We start from the raw sequence: 14,517 nt of genomic DNA, 5'->3' as shown, positions 1-14,517 counted from the left end.
CGAGCAGGCCGGTCATCTGGTGCGTCGGGGTGGCCGCGAGGGCGGCCTCCTCCGCGGCACGGGCGGCCTTGACCCGGTTGACGCCGAGCTTGGAGCCCTGGATCTGCTCGTGCAGCGTGAGGATCGCGTTGAGCAGCATCTCCGGGCGCGGCGGGCAGCCGGGCAGGTACACGTCGACGGGCACGATGTGGTCGACGCCCTGCACGATCGCGTAGTTGTTGAACATGCCACCGGAGCTGGCGCAGACACCCATCGAGATGACCCACTTGGGCTCGGGCATCTGGTCGTAGACCTGGCGCACGACGGGAGCCATCTTCTGGCTGACGCGGCCGGCGACGATCATGAGGTCGGCCTGGCGCGGGGTGGCGGAGAACCGCTCCATCCCGAACCGGGCGATGTCGTAGTCGGGCGTGCCGACGGCCATCATCTCGATGGCGCAGCAGGCGAGGCCGAACGTGGCCGGCCAGACCGAGCTCTTGCGCATGTAGCCCGCGACCTGCTCGACCGTGGTCAGCAGGAAGCCGGCGGGCAGCTTCTCCTCAACACCCATCAGGCGATCCTTCGTTTCGAGGGCGAACCGGGCGCGGTCCGGCGGTCGTGCCTACGGCGAGTGCACGGCATACGGATCAGTCCCAGTCCAGGCCGCCGCGGCGCCACACGTAGGCGTACGCGACGAAGACGGTCAGGATGAACAGCACCATCTCCACGAGCGCGAACAGGCCGAGCTTGTCGAAGGCCACCGCGAACGGGTAGAGGAACACCGACTCGATGTCGAAGATGATGAACAGCATGGCCGTCAGGTAGTACTTGATCGGCACGCGCCCGCCACCGGCCGCCTGGGGCGTCGGCTCGATGCCGCACTCGTACGCGTCGAGCTTGGCCCGGTTGTAGCGCTTCGGGCCGGAGATGGCGGCTGCGAAGACGGAGAAGACCGCGAAGCCCCCACCGATCGCCAGCAGGAACAGCAGCGGGACGTAGGGGTTGCTCATCGCCGTGCCACTTCCCTTCTGTTCGTGTGCCCGGAGGGGCGTTCGTCGTGGTCTGCCTGGGGGTATGCGGACGCCGTGACGACGGTCACGCAGTGCCCAATCCTAGGAGCGTGCCCGGAGAATGCACGCGCGGGCCCCCCAGCGGTCCTCATGCGTCCGGCGCCATCTTCGACAGGGCCGTGATGAGGCGGTCGCTCGCGTCGCCGCCGTGCGGCTCGGCGAGGTTGGCCATCACCTTGAGCAGGAACTTCATGAGCGTGGTGCGGGGCAGGCCGTACTTGGTCGCCAGCCGCATGACCTCGGGGTTGCCGATCATCTGGGCGAACCAGCGGCCCAGCGTGTAGTAGCCGCCGAGCGAGTCCTTCATGACCTTGGGGTAGCTCTGCAGCACCCGCTCGCGCTGGGCGTCGGTGCCGCGGGCGAACGCCTGCGCGATCACCTCGGACGCGAGCCGGCCGGACTCCATCGCGTAGGCGATGCCCTCGCCGTTGAACGGGTTGACCATGCCGCCGGCGTCGCCGACGAGGAGCAGCCCCTTGTCGTAGTGCGGCTGGCGGTTGAAGCCCATCGGCAGCGCGGCGCCGCGGATCGGGCCGACCATGGTCTCGTCGTTGTAGGTCCACTCCTCCGGCATCGTCGCGACCCAGCGACGCATGACGTCCTTGTAGTCGGTCTTGCCGAAGGCGCTGGAGGTGTTGAGGATGCCGAGCCCGACGTTGGAGGTGCCGTCGCCGACGCCGAAGATCCAGCCGTAGCCGGGCAGCAGCACCTTCTTGCCCTGCTCGTCGGTCGACCACAGCTCGAGCCAGGACTCGAGGTAGTCGTCGTCGTGCCGCGGGCTCGTGTAGTACGTGCGGACGGCCACGCCCATCGGGCGGTCCTCGCGCTTCTCCCGGCCCATGGACAGGCTCAGGCGCGAGGAGTTGCCGTCGGCGGCGACGACGAGGGGCGCGGCATACCGCAGCTCGGGGCCGGTGGAGCGGCCCTTCTCGTCGGTCGCGCGGGCGGTGACCCCGACGATGCGGCCGCGGTCGTCGAGGACCGGGCCGGTGACGTTGGTGGACTCGCGCAGGCGGGCCCCGTGCTTGACCGCGTGCTTGGCGAGGATGTCGTCGAAGTCCTGCCGCGTGCGCACCAGGCCGTAGGGCGGGAAGCTCGCGAGGTCGGGCCACGGCAGGGACAGGCGCATGCCGCCGCCGATGATCCGCAGCCCGTGGTTGCGGATCCAGCCGTCCTCCTCGGGCGTGGGGATGCCCAGGGTGATGAGCTCCTTGACCGCCCGCGGGGTGAGGCCGTCGCCGCAGACCTTCTCGCGCGGGAACGCGGTCTTCTCCAGGACGAGGACGTCGAGCCCCGCCATCGCGAGGTACGCCGCCGTGGCCGACCCGGCAGGGCCGGCGCCGACGACGATGACGTCGGCCGTCTCCGTCGGGATCGCGGCCGAACTCGCCGCGCTGGTCGTCTCAGTCACCCTCGTGCCTCGCTTGTGAACGTCTTCACGAACTGCTCCTGCGGAGACTACTCCGCTCCCCGGCGATGGTCACCAGTGAGGGCAGCCTTACCTGAGGGGCTCAGGAGACCGGCTTCACCGCGGGCTTCACCGCTCGGTGCAGGGCGACGATGCCGCCCGACAGGTTGCGCCACTCGACGGCGTCCCAGCCGACGCGGCGGACCGCCTCGGCGAGCTCGCGCTGCGCGGGCCAGGCCTGGATCGACTCGGCGAGGTAGACGTAGGACTCCGGGTTCGAGGACACCTTGCGGGCGATCGGCGGCAGCGAGCGCATGAGGTACTCGGTGTAGACCTTGCGGAACGCCCCGTTGGTCGGGTGGCTGAACTCGCACACCACCAGCCGCCCACCCGGCCGGGTCACCCGCAGGAACTCCGCGAGCGCCGTCTCGACCGAGGCGACGTTGCGCAGCCCGAACGACATCGTCACCGCGTCGAAGCTGTCGTCCGCGAACGGCAGCCGCATCGCGTCCGCGGCCGTGAAGCCCAGGTCGGGCCGGCGCTGGTTGCCGACCCGCAGCATCCCGAGGGAGAAGTCGGCCGGCACCACGTGCACCCCGGCGTCGGCGAACGGTTCGCTGCTCGTGCCCGTGCCGGCTGCGATGTCGAGCACCGTCTCCCCCGGCTGCGCCGCCACGGCCTTGAGCACCGCGCGCCGCCAGAGCCGGTCCTGCCCGAGCGACAGGACGTCGTTGGTCAGGTCGTACTTGCCGGCCACGTCGTCGAACATCGCAGCGACGTCGCGGGGGTCCTTGTCCAGGCTGGCGCGGGTCATGGCGCCCATCCTCCCAGAGCGCCGCCGGGCCGCCTCGCCGAGCCCGTGCCGCGGTTCACACCGTCCCGTCGCCGCGCGCCCCGACCCCGGTCGTATCGTTGCCCCCGACATGAGCAGCCTGCCCTCGCCCACCGGCGCGCCGAGCGCCCAGCCCACCCCGGTCGTGGCGCGCACCGTCGCACTGGACGACCCGGGCGCCCTGCTCTCGCTGCTCCCCGACCTCGGCGACCCGCGTGCGCTCACCAGCTGGGTGCGCCGCGGCGAGGGCCTCGTCGGCTGGGGCCGCGCCCTGGAGTTCACCGCCCACGGCGAGGACCGGTTCGCGGCGTGCGAGCGCTGGTGGCGCCAGGTGGTCGACACCGCCGTGGTCCGCGACGACGTCCGGGTGCCGGGCACCGGGCCGGTCACCTTCGGCTCCATCTCGTATGCCGCGGGCTCACCCGCCGGCGCGACCCTGGTCGTGCCCGAGGTGGTCGTGGGCGCGCGCGACGGGCGCTGGTGGGTGACGACAATCGGGACCGCTGCCGAGCTGCCGGCGCCGGTCGCGCCCACGCCCCAGCCCGAGCCGGCCGAGCCGGTGGGGGTCACCTTCGCCGACGGGTCGCTCTCGCCCGCCCGGTGGGCGGTCGCCGTCGACGAGGCGGTCCGCCGCATCACCGCGGGCGAGCTCGACAAGGTCGTCCTGGCGCGTGACCTGCGGGTGCAGGCGACCGAGCCGGTCGACGCGCGCTGGCTGCTGCAGCGGCTGGGCGAGCGCTACGACACGACGTGGGTCTTCGCGGTCGACGGGCTGGTCGGCGCGTCCCCGGAGATGCTGGTCCGGCTCGAGCGCGGGCTCGTGACCTCGCGGGTCCTGGCCGGCACGATCCGGCGCACCGGCGACGACGAGCACGACCTGGCGCTGGCGGGTTCACTGGCCCGGTCGAGCAAGGACCTCGAGGAGCACGAGTACGCCGTGCGCTCGGTGGCCGACGCCCTGCGCCCGCACTGCTCGTCGATGAACGTGCCCGAGTCGCCGTTCGTCCTGCACCTGTCCAACGTCATGCACCTGGCCACCGACGTGGCGGGGGTGCTGGCCGACGGCTCGACGTCGTTGGTGCTGGCGGCCTCGCTGCACCCGTCGGCCGCGGTCTGCGGGACGCCCTCGGACCGCGCCGACGCCGTCATCACCGAGCTCGAGCACATGGACCGCGGCCGCTACGCGGGGCCCGTGGGCTGGATGGACTCCAGCGGCGACGGCGAGTGGGCGATCGCGCTGCGCAGCGGCGCCTACGAGCCGGGGTCCACCACGTCGATGCGGCTGTTCGCGGGGTGCGGCATCGTCGCCGGCTCGGACCCCGACGCCGAGGTCGCCGAGTCGGACGCCAAGCTCGTCCCGATGCGCGACGCCCTCACCGGCCGCTAGCCGGACTGCAGCGCCTCGCGGGCGAGGGCGGTCAGCCGGGCGCCCTCGTCGCGGTGGCGGGACCGGTCCAGGCGCACCTCGACCACCGTCGTCCCGGCCGGCTCCTCGGCCACCAGCCCGGCGAGCTCCGCTGCGTCGCCGGCGACCACGTGGCGCACGCCGTGGGCGGCGCACAGGGCCGCGAGGTCCGTGCCGGTGGGGGTGCCGAAGACCCGCTCGAAGTCGCGGGCGAGCTCTGGCGCACCCGGTTCGAGCAGGGTGAAGATGCCACCGCCGTCGTCGTTGACGACGACGACCGTGAGGTCCGGGTGCCGCTCGAGCGGCCCGACCAGCAGCCCGTTGGAGTCGTGCAGGAACGTCAGGTCGCCCATGAGCGCGTATGCCGGTGCGGCGCCTGCCAGGGCAAGCCCCGACGCGGTCGAGACGCACCCGTCGATGCCGGCCAGGCCCCTGCTCGCCGCCACGGTGACGGGACCGCCACGGTGGCGGCCGGCGGCGACGTCGACGTCGCGGACGGAGTTCGACGACCCTAGGAAGAGGGTGGCGCCGCCCGGCAGGGCCTCGAGCACGGTGCGGGCGACTGCGCCGCCGCTGGGCCAGGCAGGCCCGGTCCCGTCGAGGGCTGCGGCGACGCGCTCCCCCGCACTGCGCCACTCGCGGGCCCAGTCCGTCTCCGCGGACGCACCACCGACGTCGCCGAGGTGGTCCAGCACAGCGGCGGGATGGACGACGGCAACGGAGGGACGCGCCCGCACCCAGGCGTGCGTCCCGACGGCCTCGACCCGGGTCCCCGGCCGTCGAAGCAGCGCGGACACCGGCCGCGACAAGGTGAGACGGCCGACCGTGACGACGCGCTCGGGGGCGTGCGCGTCGAGCCAGTCGGGGTCGGCGAGGACGAGGTGGCCGTGGGGCAGGACGCCGTCACGGGGATGGGGACCGAAGGGCTCGGCCAGGACCGGCCACCCGTGGCTGGTCGCCCACCGGACCGCGCGCTCCAACTGGCCCGGCTCGGGCAGGTCGCCGACGACCACGAGCGTGCGCGCCGGCTCACGGTCGACTGCCGCGAGTTGCCCCGAGGGCCTCGCACCGGCAGCGGTGGGCGAGGCCTCCTCGACGGCCGGGGCGGCGTCAGCCGGATCGGCGAGCGGTTCCAGCGGGCCGGGCCAGGCAGGTTCGTCGGTGGGCACCAGCGGCTCGCGCAGCTGGACGTTGAGGTGCACCGGGCCGGGCTCCGTCCCGCGCAGCGCACCCGCAGTACGCGTGCCGGCGACACCGGCTCCGGTCGCGGCCGCCACGGCCTCGCGTGCCGCCCTTCGCCAGGCGACCGCCTCCGCTGCGGCCTCGTCGGCACCGGCGGCCTGCGGTGCGGCGAGGTCGGCGGACCAGTGGACGGCGTCGGCGAACATCCCGGGCTGGGTCGTGGTCTGGTTCGCACCTGTGCCCCGCAGCTCGACCGGCCGGTCGGCGGACAGCACGACCAGCGGGACCACGCCGTGGTGCGCCTCGAGGACGGCGGGGTGCAGGTTCGCCACCGCGGTCCCGGACGTCGTGACCACCACGGCCGGCACCCGCGTCAGCTTCGCCAGCCCGACCGCCAGGAACCCGGCGGAGCGCTCGTCCACCCGCACGTGCATGGTGAGGCGACCGGCGCGCTCGGCCGCGAGCACGGCATACGCGAAGGGGGCGGACCGCGACCCGGGGCACAGCACGACGTGCCGAACTCCCTGCCGCACCAGCTCGTCGACGACGACGGTGGCCAGCGCGGTGGACGGGTTCACACCGGGGATTGTGTCAGCCAGCGGGTAGCCGGCGACCGAGCCCCGTCACTCCAGGCCCAAGCCGCGGCGGCCGATCTCGTTGAGGTCCTCGAGGTGGAAACGGTCCGGCCACTCGCGCTCGTAGTGCTCCTCGGGGAAGTCGCTCGGGCTGGAGCCGGTGAGGAACGCCTCGCGGACGCTCTCGGCATACCGCTCGTTGCGTGGGCACCACGGGGCGGCGGGGATGTACATCACGTTGCCCCAGCCCTTCTGGTCCTGGACGGGCGCGACGCTGTGGACCATGTCGCAGTGCCACCAGACCGAGTCGCCGGCCCTGACGTCGGGGATGCCGGCGAGGCCCTCCATGAGCAGCGAGTGCCACTTCCAGTCGGCGGGGAACACCTGGTTGACGGTGACGCCGCACATCTCGTCGTCCGGCACGTCGTCGAGCAGGGGGCGGAGCATGAGGTATGCCATCGCCTCGGGGATCGGGACGGTGTGCAGGACGCCCTGGTCGTGGTCCATGTCGGACAGCGCCGTCCAGCCCTGGAAGGTGCGGAAGACCGAGCACATCGTGGAGCCGGGGTACTGCGGGCCGTCGGTGCGGTGGCTGGCGTCCCAGGGGTCGTACTGCTCGACGGTGCCGTCGAAGAGGTGGCGGAAGGCCTGCTGGTAGGCCTGGGTCATCCACAGGTCGAGCGTGCCTGGGTCGAGGTGGGTGCCGAGGCCCGCGGAGCCCGCGCCCTCGGGGCGGCGGCGGATGCGGTCGGGGTAGAGCGAGTCGCGGTGCGGGTCGAACCACCGGACGCCGTCGGACTCCGACACCCACTGGGAGTTGAGGAAGCCCTGCACGGCCGCCATCCGCTCGCTCTGGCGGGCCTGCATCTGCGCGCTCGACCAGTAGATCGGGTAGATCTCGGGCTTGGAGCCGACGCTGCCGAAGAAGTCGTCGCCGGGGCCGCGGTAGGCCTCGAAGAAGCCGTTGCCCTCGACGTAGTCGACGATGTCGCGGTCCCACTGCAGGGCCTGCTCGCGGGGGAAGTGGCCGCGCACGACGAGGCAGCCGCGTCGCTTGAGCAGGGCCACCTGCTCGGGGGTGACGGTGCCGGCCTCGATGTCGGCGTAGTCGATCACCGGCCAGACCTGCTCGCCGCGCTCCCTGGCCGCGGAGATCTCGGCGACCCGGTCGGCGACCAGCCGCTCGACGACTCCGAAGACCTCGTCGACGGTCCGGCCCGAGGCCTCGATCCGGGCGCGCAGCGCGACCTTGACCTCGCGGATGGCGCCGGACAGGTCGGCGGGGACGGTCTCCCAGTGCGGGAGCTCGGGGCGGGTGGTGGTGAACGCCGGCGAGGTCATGACAGCTCCTTGGGTAGGACTCCTTACCAAACGGGAGGCTAGTCGCTTCCCGTCGCTTGGGCAACAGTCCTTACTAAGATGGCGGCATGACTCCCGAGAAGCCGTCGCTGGACCTCCTGCGCCGGCTCACCGACAGCCACGTCGTCGGCGCCGTCGTCGACCACGGACGGCTGACCCGGGCGGAGCTGGCGGTCACCACGGGCCTGTCGAAGCCGACGGTGGCCGACAGCGTGCGGCGGCTGGAGTCGGCCGGGGTCCTCGCCGACACCGGCGAGCGCAGCGGCGGCCCCGGGCGCGCCGGGCTCTACTACGACCTGGCCCACGGGACCGGCACGGCGCTCGCGGTCGCCATCGCACCCGAGGGTGTCGTCGCGGAGGTGCTCGACGTCCGGGGCGCGGTCGTCTCGCGGGCCACGGCACAGGTGCGCCGGCCCGCCCGGCCGGCGACGGCCTCGCGCGCGCTCGAGCGGGCGGTCCGCTCCGCCGTGGAGGAGGCCGGGGCGGCCGGGACCGGGCCCGTGCGGCTGTCGGTGGTCAGCGCCGCGGACCCGGTGGACCGGGCGACGGGCCGGCTCGTGCACCTGCCGGACGCCCCCTTCCTCGTGGGCGCGCTCGACCCCGCCGCGGTGCTGTCGGGCCTCGTCGACGGACCGGTCGTGGTGGGCAACGACGTCAACTGGTCCGCCCTGGCCGAGCTCGCCGCGCGGGCGCCTCGCGTCCCTGGCGCTGCAGCCGACGCCCCGACCGGCCCGGAGGCGGCACCTGCGGACTTCGCCTACCTGTACCTCGGCGAGGGGCTGGGGTGCGCCGTGGTCGCGGACGGGCGGGTGCTGGAGGGCGCGCACGGCCTGGCAGGCGAGGTGGCGCACGTGGTCGTCACCGGTGCTCGGGGGCGCGCGACGGCATTCACCGAGGTGTTCGCCGAGCTGGGGCTGCGGCGGCACGAGGGAGGCACCGCGATCGACGTGGCCCGGTTGCTGGAGGCGGTGCACGGAGGCGGCACAGGCGGCGACCGGACGCTGCGCACCCTCGCAGCGGCGGTCACGGACGTCGTGACGGCCCTCGTCGCCCTCACCGATCCTCGGGAGGTCGTCCTCGGTGGCCCCTGGGGTGGCGACCGGTCCGTCGTGGACGCGGTGCTGGAGCACGTCCGGGGCGCCAAGCGCCCGGTCGTCGTCAGCCCCGCGACCGTGCCGGATGCCGCGCTCGCCGGTGCCCGGTCACGGGCCGTGGCGTCCCTGCGGAGCCACCTCGTGGACCGCGGGGCGGGGCGGGCCACCCCCTGACGTCGCGCGGTCACTGGTCCACCCGGAGCGGCACCGCCGTCGACGGTGACGACCCGGGACGCGGACGTCGTGTGGCCATCAGGGCGCCTCGGGCAGACCCGGGACGCGGGCGACGCGGAAGTCGCGCACCGTGGGGGCGGCCCCGCCGGGTGTGGACAGGAACCGTGAGCTGCCCTCCCGCCACGCGACGGTCGACCCGTCCGTCGCGGAGTCGACGAGGGCGGCCGTGCGGGCGTACTCGCTCGTGGCGTGGGCACCGCTGGCGGTGCGGACGGAGCCTCCACGCAGGTCGCGGGTGACCGTGACCCAGCCCCGCCGGTCGGGGTTGGCCTGGCCCTCCAGGCGCGGCACGGCGTCCTGCTGGTGCTCCAGCGACAGGACCGACACGTCCGCGGGGACCGGCATGCGACCGACCGGCGACCCCATGGTGACGACGTGCGTGACGTGGTGGGACGCCCGGAACCGCGGGGACGACGCGAGCCCGGCAGCCACGATCCCGCCCAGGCTGTGCCCGGCGAGCAGGACCGGCTCACCCGAGGTGTCACGGCCGGTCTCGGCCATGGCCTCGTCGAGCGCCGCCGTCACGCCCTGCGCGAGCGCCGTGGACTGGCCGGCCATGAGCCGCACGTCCGACGTGGCGTCGAACGGGTTGGCGCCCGGCTCGACGCCCCACTCCTGGGTGCCGCTGACCTCCACCAGCCAGGCCGAGCTGCCGTCGCCCTGCGGCACCTCGACCACCCGCACGTGCCCCGGGTAGCGCTCGCCGTCGCTGAGGTTCCCGAGGTCGCCCGCCAGCGAGGCGAGGTCGTGGGGCGCCGCCGCCCCCTGCCGCGGGTGCGCCTCCCTGGTGACCACCGCCCCGCCGGACTCGCGCAGCAACCCCGCCGCGGCGGCGGTCTCGGCGATGACGCGCAGTGCCGTCTCGTAGTCGCCGGCCGGCCGGTCCGCCGTCGGCAGCCAGCGGCCCAGCGGGGGCAGCGTCGGCGCCAGCTCGACCAGCCCGTCGACGCCTCCGGCAAGGTCGGCCACCCCCGGGACGACGAACGCCGCCTCGTCCGCAGCGCCCACGACGTCGACCCCCAGCGCGTGCAGGGCGAGCACCCCGACGGTGAGCTCGGGGGCCGCACGGACGAGCGCGACGAACGCGACGTCCTGGGCCACCTCGACGGAGGCCGCCACGGCCTGCTCGGTCGCGCGGTACGCCTCGACCGCCCCTGCCGCCCCGGCCGAGAGCCCCAGGAGGGCGGCGGCCTGCCCACCGGCACCGGCCGGCCCCCGGGCGAGGGCCAGCGCCGCCTGGGCCTGCGCGGCACTGACCGGGGCCAGTGCGGCGCTGGCCACCAGGCACGGGTCGAGGGCCACCGCCGTGAGCCGCACGCAGACCGCTCCCACTGCTGCCGCCTCGAGCGCCAGGACCCGTGCCGCGTCGTCGACCGCGGTGAGCTCCACCGTCGTGCCCGCGGCCCCGCCCCGCACCCGGACCGCCGGGGCTCCCGGCGGCTCAGCCATCGAGACCCCTCCGCACCGTGCGCCCGACCTCGTCGACGGCGTGGGCGGCCGCTCCGGCAGCGGACGCCAGGGCGGCCAGCGCGGCGTCGACCTGCCCGGCATGGGCGTCGAGGTGGTCGGCAGCGGAGTCCAGACGGGTCGCCGTGACACGCAGGGCATGGACCCGCTCGCCGACACGGTCGCGGAACAGCGCGCCGGCGGGCGAGTGCCACACCACGTCACGCACGGCGTCGAGCCGGCGGGCCGCACCGCGCACCCGCACGGCCTCCTCCCGCACCGCGGCCGCCAGCCTGCGCAGCCTGCTCGAGTCCACCTCCACCCCACGAGCATGGCCAAGGCGCTCGCGCCGGCCACCCCCTGCGGCCTCCGCCTGTGGACGACGCAGGGGCGGGACCGAGGCTGTGGACGACCTCAGCGCAGGGGCAGGTCCTGCCCACCGCCGGCGGGGAAGCGGAGCACCGGCGTGCCGTCGGGCTCGACCCGCACCGCGTAGTCCCCGTCTGACATGGGCGTGACCCTGCTGTCCGTCTCCCGGTACAGCCCCGGCAGCTCGTCGTAGACGAACGGCCCTCCGCGGTAGATGCGCCAGCTCGTGCCCGGGGCATGACCCCCGGCCTGCTCCGCGACGACCCACGTCACGGCGCTTCCGCCCGGTACCCGCAGCCGCGTGTACGTCGGCGAGAGGCCCCACCCCACCCCGAGGAGGACGATGCAGCCGGCGGCGGCGACCAACGCCCGGCGGTGCCGAGGACCGGCACGGCGACTGCCAGGAGGCGTAGCCGGCCCGGGGCGACCCGCCGACGGACCACACCGACGACCGAGCACCCCATGGCTGTCGCAGCCAGCCACACCAGCGCCCACAGGCCGATCTGCGCCTGGCCCGCGTCGAGCGGCCCCACCAGCAGCAACGGCCGGCGGTGGTAGGCGTCCGTGTACGGCGCGATCGCCCGCAGCCCGATCCCACCCAGTCCGCCCAAGACAAGCGCGGCGATGGCGACCGCCACCTGACTGCGCACCCCTCGCACCCCGGTCCCCACCACACGCACACGCTAACCGCGGACGGGGCCGGGCGGCGCACCTCCCGTCACCGGGTGGCGACCGGTGCAGCAGTACGCGTGTCCGACGGGCGACCGCATGACGACCCACCCGTCGCCGGGGCCGACGCGCTCGGCGCCGAGCTCGACGTGACGGGCCGCCTCGGCCTCGCGGTCGAGGCAGGCGAGGTCGACGTGGCCGCGCACCGGTCCCTCGTCGGAGTCGAGCCGCTGCAGCAGGAACCGGACCGGCATCCCGCCCGGCCACTCCAGCCGCTCGAACTCCGGCGAGTCCACGCCCTGCACCGCCCACCCGGTGAGGGCCGACCAGAACGCGGCCTCCGCGGCATACCGGCTCGGTGGGATGTCGAGGCACACCTGGTCGAGCAGGCTGTCCTGCCCGGCTCGCACCTGCCCCTCTCCGCGCTCCTCGGGCCGCCACCGGGTGAGGCAGAAGACGAAGCCGCCCGGCGACCGGCACACGACGACGCCCAGCACGCCGTCCTCAAGGTCCTCGCGCAGCACCGTCGCCCCCACCGCGACAGCCTCGTCGCGCGCCTGCTCCAGGGGGCCCTCGACGTCGAGGTCGACGTGGATGCCGCCCGGGCCGCCGACCCGCTGCACCTTGACCCACGGGTCCCCCTGCTGCGGCAGGAGCGTGGCGAACTGGCCCTCGTCCCCCCGGCGCGTGGAGACGCGGGTCCGCGTCACGGCCCGCCAGAACTCGACCGACTCCTCGAACCCCGGCTCCGGCAGGTCGAGGAACGCCCACACCCAGCGCACCCTCATCCGCCGTCCCCCTCCCCGCCGAGCAGGCCTCCGAGGTCGGCGAGGAAGAGCGCCTGCGCCAGGGCCGTGCCCTGCAGCTCTCCCGGGTCGACCGACTCGTCGACGGCGTGGATGCGGGAGGCCGGCTCCTCGACCCCGAGCAGGAGGATCTCGGCGTGCGGCACCAGCTCGGCGAACGCCGTGGCGAGCGGGATCGAGCCGCCCTGGCCCGTGGTGACCACGTCGCGCCCGAACGCCGTGCGCATCGCCCGCCCCATGGCCGCGTATGCCGGGCCGTCGGTGCGGGCGCGGAAGCCCTGTCCCAGCGAAACCGGCCTGGCCTCGACGTGGGCGCCGTAGGGGGTGTGCCGGACCAGGTGCTCGACCAGGAGCTGCTGGGCACGGGCGGCGTCGACCTCCGGTGGCACGCGCAGGTTCACCACCGCACGCGCCTCGGCGTGCACCGCCGCGGTGACCTGTGCGACCGGCGTGGCGTCGAGGGCGATCACCGTGGCGGCCGGTCGCGCCCACAGGAGGTCGGCGACCGTGCCGTCGCCCCGAAGCGGGTCGACGCCGTCCAGCAGGGCAGTGTCCTGGCGGAACCTGTCCTCCTCGAACGGGTTGCCGTCCCACGTCCCCGAGCGGTCGAGGCCGTCGATGGTGGTCTCGCCGGTGGCGTCACGCAGGGTCGCCAGCGTCGCGACGAGGGCCTGCAGCGCGTCGGGCGCGGCGCCGCCGAACATCCCCGAGTGCGCGGCGTGCGCCATGGTGCGGACGGTCACCAGCACGCTGCCCGTGCCACGCAGCGACGTGGTCAGCGTGGGCAGCCCCCGCTCGACGTTGCCCGTGTCGGCGATGAGGAGGGCGTCGCAGTCGACGAGCTCGGGCGACTGCCGCGCGAGCGCCTCCATGCCGCCGCTCGACTGCTCCTCCGAGCCCTCGCACACGACCGCGACCTCGACCGGCCACGACCCCAGCACCTCGCGCAGCGCCCGCAGGGCCAGGACGGAGGCCATGAGGTTGCCCTTGCAGTCGGCGGATCCCCTGCCGTACCAACGCCCGTCACGCTCGGTCAGCTCCCACGGCGGCACCGTCCAGGCACCGGGGTCCCCGACCGGGACGACGTCGTGGTGGGAGTACAGCAGGACGCGAGCGGCGCCGGCCGGTCCGGCAGTGCGGCCCACGACGGCCTGTGACCCGTCAGGCGCCGGCAGCGCCTCCACTCCGTCCAGCCCGACGTCGCGCAGCAGCTCCGCGACCAGCGACGCCGCGCGCCGGCACTCCTCCACCGGCTCGATCGCCGCGTTGGCGACCGACCGGCACCCGACGAGCCGCGCGAGGTCGCCGCGAACCCGCGGCATACCGGCCTCCACGGCCGCGGCCAGCCGCCCGGCGAGGTCCCCGCTCACGGGACCAGGTCGTCGAGGTAGAGCGGCAGCATCTCCCACCACGTCGGCCAGTCGTGGTCGTAGGACGGGCCCCAGTCGTCGACCCGGTTGGGCACACGCTTGTCGCCCAGCACCCCGGCCACCTCCCACGCGCCGCCGGGGTCCTCCCACCGGCCGGATCCCGTTGCCAGCACGACGAACCGGCTGCGCAGGGTGTCGAGCTGGGGTCCCTCGAGCCCGGGCAGGAAGTGCAGCGGCGAGGCGTAGTAGAAGTCGTCGGTGAAGCCGCCACCGATGAACCGCTCGATCGAGTACGTCCCGCTCATGCAGACGGCAGCACCGAACAGGTGGGGGAAGCGGCACAGCAGGGCGAGGGAGTTGAATGCGCCGATCGAGGCTCCGGCGACGACGACGGGCGACGCGGAGGAGTCGGCGTGGATCGCCGGCACGACCTCCTCCGCCACCGCGCGCTGGTAGGCGTCGAACAGCCAGCGACGGTGGTCGGTCGAGCCCTCGCGGCGCATCATCGCCTGCCCCGCCGCACTGTCGCACGAGTAGACCTTGACCCGGCCGGCCTCGACCATCGGCCACAGGTGGCCGACGAGCTGGTTGCGCTCGACCTCCTCGGCGTCGCCACCCGCCGTCGGCAGGAGCAGGACGGGCGTGCCGTAGTGGCCCCAGCGGACCAGCGTGATGTCGCGGTCCATGCGGTCCGAGTGCCAGCGCTCGGTCACCTTCAC

The 14,517-nt window shown here is 74.4% G+C and carries 13 protein-coding genes and 1 pseudogene; 2 read left to right on the top strand and 12 right to left on the bottom strand.

The annotated features are described in order from the left end of the window. Position 1: 1 nt before the first annotated feature. The 4 genes and pseudogenes from RKE38_RS11425 to RKE38_RS11410 all read right to left on the bottom strand — a co-directional run. Positions 2 to 550: pseudogene (locus RKE38_RS11425) on the bottom strand (NuoB/complex I 20 kDa subunit family protein); the annotation flags it as partial. Between the two features lie 76 nt (positions 551 to 626). Next, positions 627 to 989: an NADH-quinone oxidoreductase subunit A gene (locus RKE38_RS11420; RefSeq protein ID WP_310153794.1), complete on the bottom strand. Its 363-nt coding sequence runs from the start codon at positions 987 to 989 to the stop codon at positions 627 to 629. A 148-nt stretch (positions 990 to 1,137) separates the two neighbouring features. Further along, positions 1,138 to 2,460, bottom strand: coding sequence for a geranylgeranyl reductase family protein (locus tag RKE38_RS11415; RefSeq protein WP_316007541.1), 1,323 nt, complete (start codon positions 2,458 to 2,460; stop codon positions 1,138 to 1,140). A gap of 100 nt (positions 2,461 to 2,560) precedes the next feature. Continuing rightward, positions 2,561 to 3,271, bottom strand: a complete 711-nt coding sequence (locus RKE38_RS11410) for a demethylmenaquinone methyltransferase (protein WP_316007540.1) — start codon at positions 3,269 to 3,271, stop codon at positions 2,561 to 2,563. Between the two features lie 109 nt (positions 3,272 to 3,380). Between RKE38_RS11410 and RKE38_RS11405 the strand changes: the two genes are divergently transcribed. After that, the gene (locus tag RKE38_RS11405) at positions 3,381 to 4,676 is read left to right on the top strand and encodes an isochorismate synthase (RefSeq protein ID WP_316007539.1); all 1,296 of its coding nucleotides are present in this window, start codon (positions 3,381 to 3,383) and stop codon (positions 4,674 to 4,676) included. Here RKE38_RS11405 and menD read toward each other — a convergent pair. Beyond that, positions 4,673 to 6,454 carry a 2-succinyl-5-enolpyruvyl-6-hydroxy-3-cyclohexene-1-carboxylic-acid synthase gene (gene menD / locus RKE38_RS11400; RefSeq protein ID WP_316007538.1) on the bottom strand — a complete coding sequence of 594 codons (1,782 nt, stop codon included), beginning with the start codon at positions 6,452 to 6,454 and terminating at the stop codon, positions 4,673 to 4,675. The genes RKE38_RS11405 and menD overlap by 4 nt on opposite strands. A gap of 45 nt (positions 6,455 to 6,499) precedes the next feature. Continuing rightward, positions 6,500 to 7,792, bottom strand: a complete 1,293-nt coding sequence (locus RKE38_RS11395) for a DUF1479 domain-containing protein (protein WP_316007537.1) — start codon at positions 7,790 to 7,792, stop codon at positions 6,500 to 6,502. 86 nt (positions 7,793 to 7,878) lie between these two features. Between RKE38_RS11395 and RKE38_RS11390 the strand changes: the two genes are divergently transcribed. Beyond that, a complete protein-coding gene (locus RKE38_RS11390) occupies positions 7,879 to 9,078 on the top strand; it encodes an ROK family transcriptional regulator (RefSeq protein WP_316007536.1) in 1,200 nt (399 codons plus the stop codon). Between the two features lie 78 nt (positions 9,079 to 9,156). Here the strand turns inward: RKE38_RS11390 and RKE38_RS11385 are convergent, their stop codons facing one another. The 6 genes from RKE38_RS11385 to RKE38_RS11360 form a co-directional block, all read right to left on the bottom strand. Beyond that, a complete protein-coding gene (locus RKE38_RS11385) occupies positions 9,157 to 10,587 on the bottom strand; it encodes a hypothetical protein (protein ID WP_316007535.1) in 1,431 nt (476 codons plus the stop codon). Further along, on the bottom strand, positions 10,580 to 10,906 hold the full coding sequence (locus RKE38_RS11380) for a hypothetical protein (protein ID WP_316007534.1): 327 nt from the start codon (positions 10,904 to 10,906) through the stop codon (positions 10,580 to 10,582). Before RKE38_RS11380 ends, RKE38_RS11385 begins: the two co-directional genes overlap by 8 nt. Positions 10,907 to 10,998: 92 nt before the next feature. After that, positions 10,999 to 11,319 carry a hypothetical protein gene (locus RKE38_RS11375; protein WP_316007533.1) on the bottom strand — a complete coding sequence of 107 codons (321 nt, stop codon included), beginning with the start codon at positions 11,317 to 11,319 and terminating at the stop codon, positions 10,999 to 11,001. A gap of 317 nt (positions 11,320 to 11,636) precedes the next feature. After that, the gene (locus RKE38_RS11370; RefSeq protein ID WP_316007532.1) at positions 11,637 to 12,410 is read right to left on the bottom strand and encodes a VOC family protein; all 774 of its coding nucleotides are present in this window, start codon (positions 12,408 to 12,410) and stop codon (positions 11,637 to 11,639) included. Next, on the bottom strand, positions 12,407 to 13,798 hold the full coding sequence (locus RKE38_RS11365) for a M20/M25/M40 family metallo-hydrolase (RefSeq protein ID WP_316007531.1): 1,392 nt from the start codon (positions 13,796 to 13,798) through the stop codon (positions 12,407 to 12,409). The genes RKE38_RS11370 and RKE38_RS11365 overlap by 4 nt, the downstream gene beginning before the upstream one ends. Next, positions 13,795 to 14,517: an esterase family protein gene (locus RKE38_RS11360; RefSeq protein WP_316007530.1), complete on the bottom strand. Its 723-nt coding sequence runs from the start codon at positions 14,515 to 14,517 to the stop codon at positions 13,795 to 13,797. Before RKE38_RS11360 ends, RKE38_RS11365 begins: the two co-directional genes overlap by 4 nt.

It is taken from the genome of Phycicoccus sp. M110.8 (assembly GCF_032464895.1).
Taxonomy (GTDB): Bacteria; Actinomycetota; Actinomycetes; order Actinomycetales; family Dermatophilaceae; genus Pedococcus.
Note: the sequence above shows the minus strand (reverse complement) of the source record. Positions and strands in the feature narration are given on the sequence as shown.